This is a genomic window from Georgenia thermotolerans (assembly GCF_009193185.1).
Classification (GTDB): Bacteria; Actinomycetota; Actinomycetes; order Actinomycetales; family Actinomycetaceae; genus Georgenia; species Georgenia thermotolerans.
In genome coordinates, this window is the sequence record NZ_VUKF01000010.1 from 66,863 (window position 1) to 84,268 (window position 17,406).

15 protein-coding genes, 1 tRNA gene and 1 pseudogene are annotated in these 17,406 nt (G+C 74.5%); 15 read left to right on the plus strand and 2 right to left on the minus strand.

The features are described from left to right. Positions 1-40 precede the first annotated feature (40 nt). Positions 41-634 carry a TetR/AcrR family transcriptional regulator gene (locus GD970_RS06560; RefSeq protein WP_152202092.1) on the plus strand — a complete coding sequence of 198 codons (594 nt, stop codon included), beginning with the start codon at positions 41-43 and terminating at the stop codon, positions 632-634. A 170-nt stretch (positions 635-804) separates the two neighbouring features. Here the strand turns inward: GD970_RS06560 and GD970_RS06565 are convergent. Further along, a tRNA-Arg gene (locus GD970_RS06565) sits at positions 805-877 on the minus strand. A gap of 160 nt (positions 878-1,037) precedes the next feature. Between GD970_RS06565 and GD970_RS06570 the strand changes: the two genes are divergently transcribed. From GD970_RS06570 to prmC, 10 genes are all read left to right on the plus strand, one after another. After that, positions 1,038-1,724, plus strand: coding sequence for a hypothetical protein (locus tag GD970_RS06570; RefSeq protein WP_152202093.1), 687 nt, complete (start codon positions 1,038-1,040; stop codon positions 1,722-1,724). Between the two features lie 97 nt (positions 1,725-1,821). After that, positions 1,822-3,468 carry an arginine--tRNA ligase gene (gene argS / locus GD970_RS06575; RefSeq protein ID WP_152202094.1) on the plus strand — a complete coding sequence of 549 codons (1,647 nt, stop codon included), beginning with the start codon at positions 1,822-1,824 and terminating at the stop codon, positions 3,466-3,468. A gap of 68 nt (positions 3,469-3,536) precedes the next feature. Continuing rightward, a complete protein-coding gene (lysA, locus tag GD970_RS06580; RefSeq protein ID WP_193314896.1) occupies positions 3,537-4,904 on the plus strand; it encodes a diaminopimelate decarboxylase in 1,368 nt (455 codons plus the stop codon). A gap of 133 nt (positions 4,905-5,037) precedes the next feature. Beyond that, positions 5,038-6,345, plus strand: a complete 1,308-nt coding sequence (locus GD970_RS06585) for a homoserine dehydrogenase (RefSeq protein WP_152202095.1) — start codon at positions 5,038-5,040, stop codon at positions 6,343-6,345. Next, positions 6,345-7,445, plus strand: coding sequence for a threonine synthase (gene thrC, locus GD970_RS06590; RefSeq protein WP_152202096.1), 1,101 nt, complete (start codon positions 6,345-6,347; stop codon positions 7,443-7,445). The genes GD970_RS06585 and thrC overlap by 1 nt, the downstream gene beginning before the upstream one ends. A gap of 16 nt (positions 7,446-7,461) precedes the next feature. Then, positions 7,462-8,352, plus strand: a complete 891-nt coding sequence (thrB, locus tag GD970_RS06595) for a homoserine kinase (protein WP_152202097.1) — start codon at positions 7,462-7,464, stop codon at positions 8,350-8,352. A gap of 351 nt (positions 8,353-8,703) precedes the next feature. Continuing rightward, entirely contained in the window at positions 8,704-10,722 is a 2,019-nt protein-coding gene (gene rho, locus GD970_RS06600) for a transcription termination factor Rho (protein ID WP_226925197.1), read from the plus strand. 236 nt (positions 10,723-10,958) lie between these two features. After that, positions 10,959-11,180: a 50S ribosomal protein L31 gene (gene rpmE / locus GD970_RS06605; protein ID WP_152202099.1), complete on the plus strand. Its 222-nt coding sequence runs from the start codon at positions 10,959-10,961 to the stop codon at positions 11,178-11,180. 105 nt (positions 11,181-11,285) lie between these two features. Beyond that, a complete protein-coding gene (gene prfA, locus GD970_RS06610) occupies positions 11,286-12,365 on the plus strand; it encodes a peptide chain release factor 1 (RefSeq protein WP_152202132.1) in 1,080 nt (359 codons plus the stop codon). Between the two features lies 1 nt (position 12,366). Next, positions 12,367-13,257 (plus strand): peptide chain release factor N(5)-glutamine methyltransferase, encoded by an 891-nt coding sequence (gene prmC, locus GD970_RS06615; protein WP_152202100.1) that lies wholly within the window; start codon positions 12,367-12,369, stop codon positions 13,255-13,257. Here the strand turns inward: prmC and GD970_RS06620 are convergent. Beyond that, positions 13,236-13,655, minus strand: a complete 420-nt coding sequence (locus GD970_RS06620) for a VanZ family protein (RefSeq protein WP_226925198.1) — start codon at positions 13,653-13,655, stop codon at positions 13,236-13,238. The two genes, prmC and GD970_RS06620, sit on opposite strands and share 22 nt — an antisense overlap. A gap of 4 nt (positions 13,656-13,659) precedes the next feature. Between GD970_RS06620 and GD970_RS06625 the strand changes: the two genes are divergently transcribed. The 4 genes and pseudogenes from GD970_RS06625 (at position 13,660) to atpB (ending at position 17,368) form a co-directional block, all read left to right on the plus strand. Further along, on the plus strand, positions 13,660-14,457 hold the full coding sequence (locus GD970_RS06625; RefSeq protein ID WP_405002564.1) for an L-threonylcarbamoyladenylate synthase: 798 nt from the start codon (positions 13,660-13,662) through the stop codon (positions 14,455-14,457). Beyond that, positions 14,454-15,638: pseudogene (locus tag GD970_RS06630) on the plus strand (MraY family glycosyltransferase); the annotation flags it as partial. The gene GD970_RS06625 and the pseudogene GD970_RS06630, both read left to right, overlap by 4 nt. A gap of 281 nt (positions 15,639-15,919) precedes the next feature. Beyond that, on the plus strand, positions 15,920-16,393 hold the full coding sequence (locus tag GD970_RS06635; protein WP_152202104.1) for a hypothetical protein: 474 nt from the start codon (positions 15,920-15,922) through the stop codon (positions 16,391-16,393). Positions 16,394-16,582: 189 nt separating this feature from the next. Next, entirely contained in the window at positions 16,583-17,368 is a 786-nt protein-coding gene (gene atpB, locus GD970_RS06640; protein ID WP_152202105.1) for a F0F1 ATP synthase subunit A, read from the plus strand. The last annotated feature ends 38 nt before the right edge of the window (positions 17,369-17,406 follow it).

Here is a 17,406-nt window from a genome sequence, read left to right on the forward strand (position 1 = left end):
GGCGGACACCCTCCCCCAAAACTGGCGGCAGAATACTGACATGACACTGGACGACAGGCGTATGGACCCCCGGACCCGGCGGACGCTCGCCGCGTTGCGCCATGCGCTGGCGACGCTGCTCGAGGAGGAGCCGCTGAGCCAGATCACCGTCTCCCAGCTGTGCCGCGTGGCCGGCATCCACCGCACCACGTTCTACAAGCACTTCGAGACCGTCGCGGACCTCGCCGCCACCGTCGTCCAGGACCTCGGCCGCCGCGTGGTGGGCCCGCGCCGGTCCGACGACGGCGCGCTGACTTACCGCGACTGGCTCGAGGCCGTGCTCGAGCACGTCGCGGACAACCGGCGCCTCTACGCCCGCCTCGTCGGCAGCGGCGGTGACGCGGCGCTCATGCGCGCCGTGGCGTGGCAGTTCCGGCTCCGCACCGACCGGTTCCTGCGTGACGCCGGGGCGGCCGCGGAGGTCGACGTGCCCGAGCTGTCCCGGGTGCTCGGCTACGGGTTCTACGGCGTCGTCGAGGCGCTGCTCGAGCACGACGACCCGGTCGACGTCGAGGCCGGCGTCGCCCGCTTCCTCGCCACCGTGCCGGCACCGGTGGCCCGGGCGCTGGACGCCGGGGAGCGGCTGGGAGCCTGAGCGCGCTGGCCCGGGCCAGCCGCCCGGGCCCACCGCAGCAGGTGGCCAGAAGCAGCCGGCGGCCGGTGCTGGCGCCATGGGAACAGACGCCGCCGGCGGGCGGCGCCAGAGAACCAGTTGCCACAGAAGCAGAAGAGCCCTCGTCCCGACCGGGACGAGGGCTCTGCTCGTGCCCCCTACTGGATTCGAACCAGCGACCTTCTGCTCCGGAGGCAGACGCTCTATCCACTGAGCTAAAGGGGCGCGGCGTGATCGCGCTCTGCGATGTTACCAGCCGCCGGGCGCGCGTTTCACATCCGCCCGGCGGGGCGACAGCGCCCGGCCCGGCGCCCTAGCCTGGGGCCGGACGCCTGCCGGGAGGCCGGCGCCGGTGCGCGCCCGGGCCGCGCGAGGAGGAGGAGCGATGAGCCAGAATCCGCCGCAGGGCGCGGGCGGGCCGGACCCGAGCTCCCCGCTCACGCCGCCCCCCGGGCAGTCCGGCGTGCCGGTCACCGAGGGCGACAAGCCCCCGCGGCGGCGCGGCTGGGTGGTCCCCGTGGTGCTCATCGCCGTGGTCGTGATCTTCGCCGCACTCGCGGCCTATCTCTTCCTCCGGGACAGGGAGCAGCCTCCCCAGGCGACCCCCTCGGCCACCGCCACGCCGACCGCCAGCCCCACCCCCGACCAGCGCACCGTGAGCACCGACCCGCTCGAGCCGCGGCTGGACACCGCCGTGGCGAACACGAGCTACAAGCTCACCGCCGAGGGCTGGGCCGCCGACCCCGACGCCGTCGCCGCCGGCGCCCGCGAGGCCTTCAAGGGCACCTACTCCGACGGCGCCACCGACGTCGCCGTCACCGCCGCCGCCTTCGACACCATCCAGGGGCAGGACACCTACAGCGAGCAGCTGGCCGGCAAGCTCGAGTCCGGCGGGGCGGCCCTGCAGGGCGAGGGGTCGGTGTACGCCAACAACACCGGCCACTACTGGTACTTCGTGGAGGGCGACGGCAAGACCACCACGATCGTGTGGCGCACCGACGACGGCGTCGTGCTCACCCTCTCCGGGCCGGCCGACGCCGTGCAGAGCGTCTACCGCAACATGCTCATCTGACCGGGCGCCGCCCGCGGCCACGCGTGTGACCAGCGCCGCACCGGAGGCCCTCCGCGCGGTCCGCGTCGCCCCCTGGCCTGCGACTACCCTGTGCCAGGTGACCCCCGCTGAGCTCGCGTCCCAGATCCGTGCCGTCCTCGTGGACGCCGCCGCCGCCGGCGACGTCGCCCTCGCCGTCGAGGACGTCCCCGAGCCCAAGGTCGAGCGGCCCCGCCAGCGCGAGCACGGCGACTGGGCCACCAACATCGCCATGCAGCTGGCCAAGAAGGCCGGGACCAACCCCCGCGCGCTCGCCGAGCTGCTCGCCGCGCGCCTGACCGGCTCCGACGGCATCGCCGCCGCCGAGGTCGCCGGGCCGGGCTTCCTCAACATCCGCCTCGAGGCCGGCGCCGCGGGCGACCTGGCCCGCGCCGTCGTCGAGGCCGGCAGCGCCTACGGGCGCAACGACGCCCTCGCCGGGCACGTCGTCAACCTCGAGTTCGTCTCGGCCAACCCCACCGGCCCGCTCCACATCGGCCACACCCGGTGGGCGGCCCTGGGCGACGACCTCGTGAGGCTGCTGCGCGCCTCGGGCGCCGCGGTCACCCCGGAGTACTACATCAACGACGCCGGGTCGCAGATGGACAAGTTCGGCGCCTCGATCCTCGCCCGGGCCACCGGCCAGGAGGTGCCCGAGGGCGGCTACCAGGGCGAGTACATCGCCGAGCTGGCCCAGCAGGTCCTCGCCCAGCACCCGGACCTGCCCGAGCTGCCCCCCGAGGAGGCGCTCGACGTCGCCCGTGAGGCCGGCTACCGCCTCCAGATGGCCGAGATCGAGCAGACCCTCGCCGACTTCAACGTCCACTTCGACGTCTACTTCTCCGAGCGTGCGCTGCACGACGGCGGCGCCGTGGCCCAGGCGGTGGCCCGGCTGCGCGAGCAGGGCCACGTCTACGACGCCGACGGCGCCGTGTGGCTGCGCACCACCGACTTCGGCGACGACAAGGACCGGGTGCTCATCCGCGCCGACGGCACCCCGACCTACTTCGCCGCCGACGCCGCCTACTACCTGTCGAAGAAGGACCGCGACTTCCCCGAGAAGATCTACCTCCTCGGCGCCGACCACCACGGGTACGTGGGCCGGCTCAAGGCCATCGTCGCCTGCGCCGGGGACGACCCCGAGCGCAACATCGAGATCCTCATCGGCCAGCTCGTCTCCGTGGCCGGGGTCCGCCAGTCCAAGCGGGCCGGCAACATCATCGAGCTGCGCGACCTCATCGACCGCATCGGCACCGACCCGGTGCGCTACACCCTCGCCCGCTACCCCGCGGACTCCCCGCTGACCCTGGACGCCGAGAAGCTGCGCGAGCACAACCTCGACAACCCCGTCTACTACGTCCAGTACGCCCACGCCCGCACCCGCAACGTCGCCCGCAACGCCGAGGCGCACGGCGTGACCCGCGACGACTTCGACCCCGCCGCGCTCGACCACCCCGCCGACGGCGAGCTGCTCGGCGAGCTCAGCCGCTTCCCCGACGTCGTCGCCCGCGCCGCCCGGCTGCGCGAGCCGCACCGGGTGGCCCGCTACCTCGAGGAGCTCGCCGCGGCCTACCACACCTGGTACGGCCAGTGCCGCGTCACCCCCCGGGGGGAGGACCCGGTGGAGGCCTCCCACCGCGCCCGCCTCATGCTCAACGACGCCGTCACCCAGGTCATCGCCAACGGTCTCGACCTGCTCGGCGTCTCCGCCCCGGAGCGGATGTGAGCCGGCACCGGGCCGACGTGCCCCACGACCAGCACCCCGCCCAGGCCGAGGCGGTCGAGGCGCCCGCGCTGCCCGCGCCCGAGCCGGACGGCACGCCCACCGGCGTGTGGTCCACCGGCACCGGCCGCGGAGATGACGGCGCGCTGCGCGTGGCCGGCCTGGACGTGCGCGACCTCGCCCGCGAGCACGGCACCCCGGCCTACGTCGTCGACGAGGCGGACCTGCGCACGCGGGCCCGCGCCTACGCCACCGCCTTCGCCGAGGCGTTCGCGCCCGAGGCCGGCCTGGCCGGGGCGGACGTCTACTACGCCGGCAAGGCGTTCCTGTCCGTCGCCGTCGCCCGCTGGGTGCACGAGGAGGGCCTGCGGGTCGACACCGCCACCGGCGGCGAGCTCGCCGTCGCCCTGCGCGCCGGCGTGCCGGGAGAGGCCATCGGCCTGCACGGGAACAACAAGTCCGACGCGGAGCTGACCACCGCCCTCGAGCACGGGGTGGGCCGCGTCGTCGTCGACTCCCTGCCCGAGATCGAGCGGGTGGCCGCCGTCGCCGAGCGCCTCGGCGTCGTCGCCCCGGTCATGGTGCGGGTGACCACCGGCGTGCACGCCGGCGGGCACCAGTTCATCGCCACCGCCCACGAGGACCAGAAGTTCGGCCTGTCGCTGACCTCCGGCGCCGCGCGCAAGGCCGTCGACGAGATCCTCGCCCGTCCCGGGCTGGACCTGATCGGCCTGCACTCGCACATCGGCTCGCAGATCCTCGACCTGGCCGGCTTCGAGGTGGCCGCCCGCGCGGTGCTGGGCCTGCGCGCCGAGGTCGCGGCGCAGACCGGCCACCTCATGCCCGAGGTGGACCTCGGCGGCGGGTACGGCATCGCCTACACCGGCCACGAGGGCCCCGCGCCCACCCCGGCGCAGATCGCCACCACCCTCGCCGACGTCGTGCGCCGGACCTGCGCCGAGCTCGGCACCCCGGTGCCGCGCATCTCGGTGGAGCCGGGCCGCTCGATCGTCGGCCCCTCCACCCTGACCCTGTACACGGTGGGCACCGTCAAGGACGTCGCTCTCGACGACGGCGGCCGGCGCACCTACGTCAGCGTCGACGGCGGGATGAGCGACAACATCCGCCCGGCGCTGTACGAGGCCGAGTACACCGCGGCGCTGGCCTCGCGCGCCTCCGACGCCGAGCCGGTCCGCGCCCGGGTGGTGGGCAAGCACTGCGAGAGCGGCGACATCGTCGTCCACGGCGTCGCCCTGCCCGGCGACGTGCACGACGGCGACCTGCTCGCCGTCCCGGCCACCGGCGCCTACGGCCGCTCGATGGCCAGCAACTACAACCTCGTGCCCCGCCCGCCGGTCCTCGCCGTGCGCGACGGCGCCGCGCGGGTGCTCGTGCGACGCGAGACGATCGAGGACCTGCTCGCCCTCGACGAGGGCTGACCGTGACGAGCGGGAACGCGGCGCCGACGGTCCGTGGACACCGTCGGGGCCCCCGCCCGCCCGCCCCTATCCTGGGCGGGACCCCCATCGGGGCCGCGCCGTCCGGTGGCGCGGGGAAGGAGAGGACGACCCGGTGAGCACTTCCACCGACTCACGCGTCGTGCGCGTCGCCCTGCTGGGCTGCGGCACGGTCGGCTCGCAGGTCGTGCGCCTGCTGCACGAGCACGCCGACGACCTCGCCGCCCGCGCCGGCGCCCGGCTCGAGCTCGTCGGGATCGCGGTGCGCGACACCGCCGCCGAGCGCGCCCCGTGGGTGCCGCGCGAGCTGCTCACCGACGACGCCGAGACGCTGGTGCGCTCGGCCGACGTCGTCATCGAGCTCATCGGCGGCACCGGGACGGTGCGCCACCTCGTCCTCGCCGCCCTGGACAACGGTGCCTCGGTCGTCACCGGCAACAAGGCCCTGCTGGCCGCGCACGGCCCCGAGGTGCACGGCGCCGCCAAGCGCAGCGGCGCCGACCTGTACTACGAGGCGGCCGTGGCCGGCGCGGTGCCGGTGGTCTACGGGCTGCGCGAGTCCCTCGCCGGGGACAACGTCAACGCGGTGCTCGGCATCGTCAACGGCACCACGAACTTCATCCTCGACGAGATGGCCACCAAGGGCCTGACCTTCGACGAGGCGCTGGCCGAGGCGCAGGCGCTCGGCTACGCCGAGGCGGACCCCACCGCCGACGTCGACGGGCACGACGCCGCCGCCAAGGCGGCCATCCTCGCCTCCCTCGCCTTCCACACCCGCGTGGCCATCGAGGACGTGCCGGTCACCGGCATCCGCGACGTCACCGCCGAGGACATGGCCGAGGCCCGCCAGGCCGGGATGGTCATCAAGCTGCTCGCCGTGGCCCGGCGCGTCACCGACAACGGCACCCGCGGCATCAGCGTGCGCGTCCACCCCGCGCTGGTCCCGGCCACGCACCCCCTCGCCGCCGTGCACGGGGCGTTCAACGCCGTCCTCGTCGAGGCCGAGGCCGCCGGCCGGCTGATGTTCTACGGTCAGGGCGCCGGCGGGGCGCCGACGGCGTCGGCGGTGCTCGGCGACCTCGTCGCCGCGGCCAGCCACAAGGTCCACGGCGGCAACGCCCCGCGCGAGTCCACCTACGCCGCGCTGCCCCTGCTCGACCCCGAGCACACCCCCGCCCGCACCCAGGTGGAGATCCGGCTGGTCGACCAGCCCGGCACGCTCTCCGCCGTCGCGGGTATCTACGGCCGCAACGGCGTCTCGATCGAGAGCGTGCGCCAGACCGGCGCCGACGAGAACGACGCGCGAGTGACCATCACCAGCCACCGGTCCACCGAGGCGGCGCTGGCGCGGACCGTGGCCGAGCTGTCCGAGGACCCGCGCGTGCACGAGGTCGTCTCGGTGATGAGAGTCGAGGGAGTCTGATGGCCCACCAGTGGCGCGGTCTGATCGAGGAGTACCGCGAGCGGCTGCCGATCGGCGACGGCGACCCCGTCGTCACCCTGGGCGAGGGCGGCACCCCGCTGGTCGCCGCCCCCGCGCTGAGCGGGCGCACCGGCGCGGAGGTGTACGTCAAGGTCGAGGGGGCCAACCCCACCGGCTCCTTCAAGGACCGCGGCATGACCATGGCGATGTCCAAGGTCGCCGCCACCGACACCAAGATGGTCGTCTGCGCCTCGACCGGGAACACCTCGGCCTCCGCCGCCGCCTACGCCGTGCGCGCCGGGCTGGGCTGCGCCGTCGTGCTGCCCGCGGGCAAGATCGCCGCGGGCAAGCTCGCCCAGGCCATCGTCCACGGCGCCACCCTCGTGGCGGTGGACGGCAACTTCGACGACTGCCTGCGCATCGTGCGCGAGCTCGCCGAGACCTACCCGGTGGCGCTGGTGAACTCGGTCAACCCCTACCGGCTGCAGGGGCAGAAGACCGCCGCCTTCGAGGTGGTCGACGCCCTGGGCGACGCCCCGGACATCCACGTCCTGCCGGTGGGCAACGCCGGGAACATCTCGGCGTACTGGATGGGCTACAACGAGTACGCCGGGCGCACCACCGCCGCGTCCGTCGACGACGTCGCGACGCGCCTCCCCGCCGTGGCCACCCGCACCCCGCAGATGTGGGGCGTGCAGGCCGAGGGCGCGGCCCCCTTCGTCAAGGGCGCCCCGGTGGAGCACCCCGAGACCGTCGCCACCGCCATCCGCATCGGCAACCCCGCCTCGTGGGCCTACGCCGCCGCCGCCCGCGACGACTCCGGCGGCCGCATCGACGCCGTCTCCGACGCGCAGATCCTCGACGCCCAGGCGCTGCTGGCCGCCGAGGTCGGCGTGTTCGTCGAGCCGGCGTCCGCGGCCTCGGTCGCCGGGCTGCTGCAGGCCGCCGAGCTGGGCCAGGTGCCCGCCGGCGCCCGGATCGTGTGCACCGTCACCGGCAACGGCCTGAAGGACACGGCGACGGCGCTGGGGGAGACCCGCGTCGAGCCGCGCGTCATCGCGCCCACCCTCGAGGCCGCCGTCGCGGCCCTGGCCCTCTAGGCCGCGGGCGGGACGCATGCGGCTCGTGCGCGACCTGGTCCGGGTGCGGGTGCCGGCCACCTCGGCCAACCTCGGCCCCGGCTTCGACACCCTCGGACTGGCGCTGGGCGTGTGGGACGAGGTCTCCGTGCGCGCCGTCGCCGGGGAGACCACGGTGCGGGTGACGGGGGAGGGGGCCGGGCAGCTGCCCGACGACGAGGCCCACCTCGTCGTGCGCGCCCTGCGCACCGGGCTCGAGCACGCCGGCGCCCCGCAGGCCGGCCTCGAGCTCGTCTGCCACAACGCCATCCCGCACGGGCGCGGCATGGGCTCCTCCGCGGCCGCCGTGGTCGCCGGCCTCGTGGCCGCGCGCGGCCTGGTCTCCGAGCCCGCGGCGCTCGACGACGACGCCGTCCTCGCCCTGGCCACGCAGATCGAGGGGCACCCGGACAACGCCGCGCCGGCGCTGTTCGGCGGGGCCACCGCCGCCTGGGTCGACGCCGACGGCCCGCACGCCGCCGCGATCCCGCTCGACGACGCCTTCACCCCGACCGTGCTCGTGCCGGCCGACCAGCTGCTCACGCACACCGCGCGGGCGGTGCTGCCCGGCGAGGTGCCGCACCGCGACGCCGCGTTCAACGTCGCCCGCACGGCCCTGCTGGTCCTCGCCCTGGGCGGGCGGCGCGAGCTGCTCATGGCCGCCACCCAGGACCGGCTGCACCAGCACTACCGCGCCGACGCCATGCGTGGGACCACCGAGGCGGTGCGCGCGCTGCGCGATGCCGGCTGGCCCGCCGTCGTCTCCGGGGCGGGGCCGAGCGTGCTCGTCCTCGACGACCTCGACGACCGCACCGCCCAGGCGCTGACGAGCCACGGCTGGCGGGTGCTGCGCCCGGGGATCGCGCGTACCGGGGCGTACCTGTACTGAGGGCCGCGGCCCTCGACAGCGGGCGCGCCGACCTGGGATCCTGGAGGGGCGACCTCGCCCGCACCTGCCCCGCCGGAGGGGAAGGAGACCTGGCGCACGGTTGCCGCGAAAAACCTCACCATCGGCGCCGCTGCTGATAACATGGAGGCGCACCGACTCCCTGCGGACGTCTTCCGCGCACCTGGGTGCGTCTACCACGTCGTCGTACAGACGGAGCATCGCCGCGAACCGCCGCACGAAGCGATTGTGCTGCGCGCCGGAGCGGCCCCCCGACACTCCCAGCCTTCTGGCTGGACCCAGACGACGTCCCCCCGCATCAGCGGCCGGACATCTACCGAGGGAAGGAACCTCGTGACCGACACTGTCGAAGCCCCCCAGAGCGCCAGCCGTTCCGGGCGAGGGGGCTCGCTGACCACCATGCGCCTGCCCGAGCTGCAGGCGCTGGCCAGCGAGATGGGTCTCAAGGGCACCACGAAGATGCGCAAGAGCGATCTCATCGCCGCCATCCGTGAGCGCCGTGGCGAGGGCGCTGCCTCCGCCGAGAAGTCCGCCAAGGCCGACAAGACCGAGAAGACGCCGGCCGCGGAGTCGGCCGAGAAGGCTCCCGCGCAGCAGGCCGGCGAGGACACGGCCCCCGCCGCGAAGGCCCCCGCGCAGCGCGCCACGCGCGCCCGTCGCGCCGTCGCCCCCGCCCAGGCGCCCGCCGCCACCGACGGCGCCGAGAGCGCCCCCGCCGCGAGCACCGCCGCCCAGCAGGCTCCCGCCGAGGCCCCGGCCACGTCCGCCGAGACGTCCGCCCGCACCGAGGGCCTCGACCTCGGCCTGGGCGAGCACGCCCCCCGCGCGCGCCGCGGCTCGCGCCGGGCCACCGCGCCGACGGCCACGCCGGAGTCGCACGACGACGCCAAGGAGGCGCTCAAGCGCGAGCTGGCCGCCCAGGCCGCCGCGAAGAACGGCGGCGCCGCCGAGGAGCCGCTGCTCACCCTCGACGCGCTCGGCGAGGCCGCCGCGCGGCGCCGGGCGACCGAGCACGAGCACGACGGCCAGCACCCGCACGGCCAGCAGCGGCCCCGGCGCGACGACGCCGAGGACGACCGCGGCGCGCGCAGCCGCCGCCGCAACCGCGACCGCGGGCGCGACCGCAAGCGCCGCACCGGCCGGCCCGGCGACTTCGCCTTCGACGAGCCGGTGGAGGTCGGCGAGGACGACGTCCTGCTGCCCGTCGCCGGCATCCTCGACATCCTCGACAACTACGCGTTCGTGCGGACCTCGGGCTACCTGCCCGGACCGAACGACGTCTACGTCACCCTGGGCCAGGTCAAGCGCAACGGCCTGCGCCGCGGCGACGCCATCACCGGCGCCGTGCGCCAGCCCCACGAGGGCGAGGGCGAGAACAAGCGCCAGAAGTTCAACGCCCTGGTGCGCCTCGACGCCGTCAACGGCATGAGCGTGGACAAGGCGCGCCAGCGCCCGGAGTTCAACAAGCTCACCCCGCTCTACCCGCAGGAGCAGCTGCGGCTGGAGACCACGCCCAAGGCCATCACGCCGCGCGTCATCGACCTCGTCGCCCCCATCGGCAAGGGCCAGCGCGGCCTCATCGTGGCCCCGCCCAAGGCCGGCAAGACGATCATCATGCAGCAGATCGCCAACGCGATCGCCGTGAACAACCCCAACGTCCACCTCATGGTGGTCCTCGTGGACGAGCGTCCCGAGGAGGTCACGGACATGCAGCGGATGGTCAAGGGCGAGGTCATCGCCTCGACCTTCGACCGCCCCGCCTCCGACCACACCATCGTCGCCGAGCTGGCCATCGAGCGGGCCAAGCGCCTGGTCGAGCTGGGCCAGGACGTCGTCGTGCTGCTCGACTCCCTGACCCGCCTCTCGCGCGCCTACAACCTCGCGGCCCCCGCGTCCGGGCGCATCCTCTCCGGCGGCGTGGACGCCTCGGCGCTGTACCCGCCGAAGAAGTTCTTCGGCGCCGCGCGCAACATCGAGCACGGCGGCTCGCTGACGATCCTCGCCTCGGCGCTGGTCGAGACCGGCTCGAAGATGGACGAGGTGATCTTCGAGGAGTTCAAGGGCACGGGCAACATGGAGCTGCGCCTGTCCCGCCAGCTGGCGGACAAGCGGATCTTCCCCGCCGTGGACATCAACGCCTCCGGCACCCGCCGCGAGGAGCTGCTCATGGCGCCGGAGGAGCTGAAGATCGTCTGGAAGCTGCGCCGCGTCATGGGCGCGCTGGACCAGCAGCAGGCCATCGACCTGCTCCTGGGCAAGCTGCGGGAGACGACGTCGAACGCCGAGTTCCTGCTCACCGTCCAGAAGACCTCGCCCAGCCCGACCGGCGAGCCCGAGCTCGCCATCCGCTGACCCTCGGTGAGACGTCAAGTACGGCGCGAGACGTCAAGAAGTGCAAGCGAGCCCTTGAGCACAAGTTGACGTCTCGCGCGCAAGGTGACGTCTCGCCACCTGCGCGGGGTGGCGTCGCTCACAGCGGCGCCGCTCGGTGTGACCGGGCGCGATCGCGTCTGGCAGAATGTCTCGTCGGCTTCCGGTTCACGTGCGTGCCGCGCACGACCCGGGGCATCCACGAACCTAGGAGAATCATGAAGCAGGGCATCCACCCCGAGTACGTCACCACCACCGTGACGTGCACCTGCGGGAACACCTTCACCACCCGCAGCGCCGCGACGAGCGGCGAGATCCGCGCCGACGTGTGCAGCGCCTGCCACCCGTTCTACACGGGCAAGCAGAAGATCCTCGACACCGGTGGCCGCGTCGCCCGCTTCGAGGCCCGTTACGGCAAGAAGGCGGCCAAGCAGGCCTAGCCGTTCCTCAGCGCCGGCGGTGACGTCGACGGACCCTTCGGTCCGCGGCTCCCGCCGGCGCTGTCGTATCCGGTCCGAGAGAAGGGGAGAGCGTTGAGCGAGGACATGGGCATCGAGCCGCTGCTGGCCGAGCACGCCGAGATCGAGCAGGCCATGGCCGACCCCGCCGTGCACGCCGACCCCGGCCGGGCCCGCCAGCTGGGCCGGCGCTACGCCGAGCTCGGCCGCATCGTCCGCGCCCACCACGCCTGGCAGCAGGCCGACGGCGACCTCGCCGCCGGCCGCGAGCTCGCCGAGGCCGACGCGTCCTTCGCCGAGGAGCTCCCTGCCCTCGAGGCCGCCGCCGCCGAGGCTGCCGAGCACCTCCACAAGGTCCTCGTCCCCACCGACCCCGACGACGCCCGCGACGTCATCCTCGAGGTCAAGGCGGGGGAGGGCGGCGAGGAGTCGGCCCTCTTCGCCGGGGACCTGCTGCGGATGTACCTGCGCTACGCCGAGCGGCAGGGCTGGACCACCCAGATCCTCGACGCCACCGAGTCCGACCTGGGCGGGTACAAGGACGTCTCCGTCGCCATCAAGACCCGGGGCGTCCCGCAGGACCCCGCCGACGGCGTGTGGGCGCACCTGAAGTACGAGGGCGGCGTGCACCGGGTCCAGCGGGTGCCGGTGACCGAGTCCCAGGGCCGCATCCACACCTCCGCGGCCGGCGTGCTCGTCCTGCCCGAGGTCGACGACCCCGGCGAGGTCGAGATCGACCCCAACGACCTGCGCATCGACGTCTACCGCTCCTCCGGCCCGGGCGGGCAGAGCGTCAACACCACCGACTCCGCGGTGCGCATCACCCACCTGCCCACCGGCATCGTCGTCTCGATGCAGAACGAGAAGTCCCAGCTGCAGAACCGCGAGCAGGCCCTGCGGGTGCTGCGCGCCCGGCTGCTCGCCGCCCGGCAGGAGGAAGCCGCGGCCGCCGCCTCCGAGCAGCGCCGCTCCCAGGTGCGCACCGTCGACCGCTCCGAGCGCATCCGCACCTACAACTTCCCCGAGAACCGCATCGCCGACCACCGCACCGGGTACAAGGCCTACAACCTCGACCACGTCCTCGACGGCGACCTCGGTCCGGTCATCGCCTCCGCCGTGGAGATGGACGAGGCCGAGCGCCTCGCCGCCGCGGCCCACCGGGACTGACGTGGCCGACGACGGCGCCGCCTGGCGCCCCGAGGTGACCGTGCGCCAGGCGGTCGCCGGGGCGGCGCTCCTGCTCGCCGAGGCCGGCGTGCCCTCCGCCGACGTCGACGCCCGCCTGCTGGCCGAGCACGTCCTCGGCCGATCCCTCTTCCTCGTCCCGGCCGCGAGCACCTTCGCCGACCTGGGGGTGGGGCTGCAGACCCGCTACGCCGAGCTGGTCGACCGGCGCCGGCGCCGCGAGCCCCTCCAGCACATCACCGGCCAGATGCCCTTCCGCCACCTCGTCCTGTCCGCCGCGCCCGGCGCGTTCGTCGTGCGCCCGGAGACCGAGGTCGTCGCCGGCGTCGCTGTCGAGGCCGCCGCGGCCCTCGCCGCCGGGGGCGGCACGCCCGTCGTCGTCGACCTGTGCACCGGGTCGGGCGCGATCGCCCTGGCCGTCGCGACCGAGGTGCCGGGCGCCCGCGTGCACGCCGTCGAGATCTCCCCGGACGCGCTGGCCGTCGCGCGCCGCAACGTCGACGCCCTCGCCCCGGCGGTCGACCTGGTGCTGGGCGACGCGGCCACCGCGCTGCCCGACCTCGACGGCGCCGTCGACGTCGTCGTCTCCAACCCGCCCTACATCCCGCCCGACGCCGTGCCGCGCGAGCAGGAGGTCCGCGACCACGACCCCGACCTCGCCCTCTACGGCGGCGGGCCCGACGGGCTGGAGGTCCCGCGCGCCGTCGTGCGCACCGCCGCGCGGCTGCTGCGCCCCGGCGGCACCTTCGTCATGGAGCACGCCGAGGTGCAGGCCGAGGCGGTGCGCGCGCTGGTCGCCGCCGCCGGCCTCGGGGACGTCCGCACCGGCCAGGACCTCACCGGCCGCGACCGCTACGTCGTCGCCCGGCGCTGACGCACCACGGCGCGGGCGAGCGCGACGCCGGCGAGGACGCCGAGGACGTCCGCGACCGCGTCGAGCGGGTCCCCGGAGCGGCCCGGCAGCAGCGTGTGCTGGACCACCTCGCTGACCACGGCGTGCGCGACGCCGAAGCCGACGACGAGTGCGGGGAAGAGCCCGGCGCGCAGTGCGGTGAACGTCACGGCGGCGAAGACGGCCAGGTGGGCGAGCTTGTCCGCCCCGGGCACCGCGGTGGCGGCCGAGGGGGCGTGGGGCGCGTAGAGCACGAGCACCTGCACGACGAGCGCCGCACCCGCGGCGAGGGCCCACGCCCGGCGCGCGGGAGGGCGGGAGCGGGCGGACGGCACGGGGGGCAGGATGTCACGTCGGTCCGGCGCGCGTGAAAGACTCACCCGCGTGAGTGTGTACGACTGCCAGAACCCGGAGGAACGCAGCGCAGGCCTCGACGAGGCCGTCAACGCCCTGGGGCGCGGGGCGCTCGCCGTCATCCCCACCGACACCGTGTACGGCATCGCCGCCGATGCGTTCGACCCCCGCGCCGTCGCCGCGCTGCTGGCGACCAAGGGCCGCGGGCGGCAGATGCCGCCGCCGGTGCTGGTCGGCAGCCCCGAGACGCTCGACGGGCTGGCCACCGAGGTCCCGGGCGTGGTCCGCGACCTCGTCAAGGCGTTCTGGCCCGGCCCGCTGACGATCATCTGCCTCGCGCAGCCCTCGCTCGCCTGGGACCTGGGCGACACCGACGGCACCGTGGCGCTGCGCATGCCGGCGGACGAGACCGCCCTGGCGCTGCTGCGGCGCACCGGCCCGCTGGCCGTCTCCAGCGCGAACCTGTCCGGGCAGCCGTCGGCGACCACCGCCGCGCAGGCCGTGGCCTACTTCGGCGACAAGGTGGCCGTCTACCTCGACGCCGGCCATGCCGGCGGGGGCGTGGCGTCCACCATCGTCGACGCGACGGCGGAGCGGCTGACCATCCTGCGCCAGGGGGCGCTCTCGCGCGCCGAGCTGGCCGCGGTCGCCCCCGAGCTCGCCGAGGACGAGGCCGCCGAGCAGCCGGCCGCCGACGGCGAGGCCGCCTCCGGTGACGGCGTGGGCGGGTCCGCCGCCGAGCCGGCCGCGAGCGAGAGCGCATCCCGGCCCGCGGCGGACGACGCCGCCGCGGAGGTGCCCACCGGGGAGGGTGACGCCCCGAGGTGAGGGTCTACCTGCTCGTCATGCTGACCGCGGCGGCCGTGACGTTCCTCCTCACGCCGATCGTGCGGCGGCTCGCGCACGTGACCCGCGCGTTCACCCCGGTGCGGGCGCGCGACGTGCACACCGTGCCCACCGCGCGCCTGGGCGGGGTGGCGATGCTGGGCGGCCTCGCCGCCGCGCTCATCGTGGGCTCGCAGGTGCCCTTCCTCCACGCCGTCTTCTGGGACACCTCCACCGCCTGGGCGATCCTCGGCGGCGCGACGCTGGTGTGCCTGCTCGGCGTGGCCGACGACATCTGGGACCTGGACTGGATGACGAAGCTCGTCGGCCAGGTCCTCGCTGCCGGGCTCATGGCCTGGCAGGGCGTCCAGCTCATCACCTTCCCGGTCTTCGGGCTGACGATCGGTTCGAGCCGGCTGTCGCTGTTCGCGACGATCCTCGTCGTCGTCGTGTGCATCAACGCGGTCAACTTCGTCGACGGCCTGGACGGCCTGGCCGCCGGCATGATCGCCATCGGCGGCGGCGCCTTCTTCTTCTACACGTACCTGCTCACCCGCGAGGCGCAGCCGGGCAACTACGCCAACCTCGCGACGGCGGTCATCGCCGCCCTGGTGGGGGTGTGCCTGGGCTTCCTGCCGCACAACTTCAACCCGGCGCGCATCTTCATGGGCGACTCCGGGTCCATGCTGCTCGGCCTCGTCGTCGCGGCCGCCGCGATCGTCGTCACCGGGCAGATCGACCCGGCCGCCGTCTCGACCGGTCAGGTGCTGCCCGCCTACGTGCCGATCCTGCTTCCGGTCGCGGTGCTGCTGCTGCCGCTGCTGGACATGACCCTCGCCGTGCTGCGCCGCGTGCGCGCCGGGCACTCGCCGTTCCACCCCGACCGGATGCACCTGCACCACCGGCTGCTGGCCCTGGGCCACAGCCACCGGCGCGCGGTGCTGATCATGTACCTGTGGACCACGGTGTTCGCCTTCAGCGCCGTGGCGCTGGCCGTGTTCTCGCCGCTGCAGGTCGCCGTCGGGGCCGCCGTCGCCATCGTCGCCGCCGCGGTGGTGACGTACAACCAGCTCCCCGGGCTGCGGCACGGCGCCGCGCCCGACGTCGCGGGCGTTCCGGGCGCCGGGGCGCCGGGCGGCGCGGTGGCGCCCGCGGGGGCGGCCGCCGACGTCGACGGAGCGCCCCCACGACGAGACGTCGCCGCCGCCCATGAGCGCGCCGCCGAGCCCGACGCCGCCGCCGAGCCCGGCGTTGCCGCCGAGGCCGGCGTCGCCGCCGAGCCCGGCGTTGCCCCCGAGCCCGGCGTTGCCGCCGAGCCGGAGCTCGCCGCGGATCCGGACGTCGCCCCCGGGCCCGAGGCCGCCACCGGCCCCGCCCTCTCCTCTCCAGCCGGCACGGCCCGTGCCGGCGGCCGCCACAGCGCGCCCGCCATCGCCGCCCCTCACCCCGCGAAGGACCAGCCCCGATGACCGACCGCCCCGCCGCCGCGCCCGGACCGACGCCCGACACCTCGGGCGCCACCCGGGATATGTTCCGGCGCATCCTGCGCCAGCTGACCCTCCTCGTCGTGGTCCTCGCCGTGGGCGGCGGGGTGGTGGGTTACCTCGCGGCCGGCCAGCCCGGGCTCTGGGGTGCCCTGATGGGCGCCGGCGTCGCCGCGCTCTTCATGGTCGGCACCGTCGCCACGATGCTCCTCACCGCCGACAAGCCGCTGCACGTGGCCAGCGCCGCGGGCGTGGGCGGCTGGATCCTCAAGCTCATCCTGCTGCTCGTGCTCCTCGCGCTCGTGCGCGGCAAGGACTTCTACTCGCCGGGGGCGTTCTTCGTCGTCCTCGTCCTGGCCATCATCGGCTCCTTCGTCATCGAGGCCCGCGCCGTGCTGCACTCGCGCGTGCCGACGTTCGAGCCGCCCCACCCGCCGTCGGAGGGCCAGGCCTGACACGAGGGCCGTCCGCGGCCCGGGCCGTGGTCTTTGACCGCGTAAACATGCGTTAGGCTCTGTGCAGTCCCTGGGTGCGCGACGTGATTCGCGCATGCGCGGGAACCCGAATTGAGAGCCGGAAACGAGCCACAGGGGGACGTCCTGTCTGTCGTAAGTCTGCTGACGCTCACCGCCCCTGGCCAGGTCATGGCCGCGGACGAGGGAGCCAGCTTCCACGGTCCCTCCCTCGCCGACTTCTTCCCGGCGCCGATCCTGTTCGAGGGCACGATCTTCGAGTTCAACCGCATCACGCTGGTGCGGATCATCGCGACGGCGGTGCTGGTGCTGCTGTTCTGGCTCGCGTCCCGCAACGCGCGCCTCGTGCCCACCCGCGGGCAGTCGCTCGGTGAGCTCGCGATCGACTTCGTGCGGTCGAACATCGCCGAGGAGTCGCTGGGCAAGGAGCTGGGCCGCAAGTACGCCCCGCTGCTCATCGTGATCTTCTTCGGTGTCCTCACGATGAACATCACCGGCATCATCCCGTTCCTCAACATCGCGGGTTCCTCGGTGATCGGCCTGCCGCTGATCTTCGCGATCATCGCCTACGTCGCCTTCATCGCCGCCGGCATCAAGGCGCACCACGGCGGCGGGCGCTTCCTCAAGTCGCAGCTCTTCCCCCCGGGCGTGCCGTGGCCGGTCTACATCCTGCTCACGCCGATCGAGTTCTTCTCGACGTTCATCCTGCGCCCCCTCACGCTGACGGTCCGTCTCATGGCGAACATGCTCGCCGGGCACCTGCTGCTCGTCCTGTGCTTCGCCGCCACGAGCTTCTTCTTCTTCGAGATGGCGAGCGCGCTGTCCGTCGTCGGCGTGGTGACGTTCGCCGCCGGCTTCGCCTTCACGATCCTCGAGCTCTTCATCGCGTTCCTGCAGGCGTACATCTTCGCCCTGCTCACCGCGGTGTACATCCAGCTGTCCGTCGAGGCTCACTGACCCCCGGCGGGCCGCACGGTTCGCCACCACCCTGACGT

What these genes read in the sequence shown, in the direction of transcription:
- thrB (WP_152202097.1), top strand. Translation starts at nt 7,462, where the DNA reads ATGCGGCTCGTGCGCGACCTGGTCCGGGTGCGGGTGCCGGCCACCTCG.
- rpmE (WP_152202099.1), top strand. Translation starts at nt 10,959, where the DNA reads ATGAAGCAGGGCATCCACCCCGAGTACGTCACCACCACCGTGACGTGC.
- prfA (WP_152202132.1), top strand. Translation starts at nt 11,286, where the DNA reads ATGGGCATCGAGCCGCTGCTGGCCGAGCACGCCGAGATCGAGCAGGCC.
- GD970_RS06635 (WP_152202104.1), top strand. Translation starts at nt 15,920, where the DNA reads ATGACCGACCGCCCCGCCGCCGCGCCCGGACCGACGCCCGACACCTCG.
- GD970_RS06570 (WP_152202093.1), top strand. Translation starts at nt 1,038, where the DNA reads ATGAGCCAGAATCCGCCGCAGGGCGCGGGCGGGCCGGACCCGAGCTCC.
- thrC (WP_152202096.1), top strand. Translation starts at nt 6,345, where the DNA reads ATGGCCCACCAGTGGCGCGGTCTGATCGAGGAGTACCGCGAGCGGCTG.
- atpB (WP_152202105.1), top strand. Translation starts at nt 16,583, where the DNA reads ATGGCCGCGGACGAGGGAGCCAGCTTCCACGGTCCCTCCCTCGCCGAC.
- GD970_RS06560 (WP_152202092.1), top strand. Translation starts at nt 41, where the DNA reads ATGACACTGGACGACAGGCGTATGGACCCCCGGACCCGGCGGACGCTC.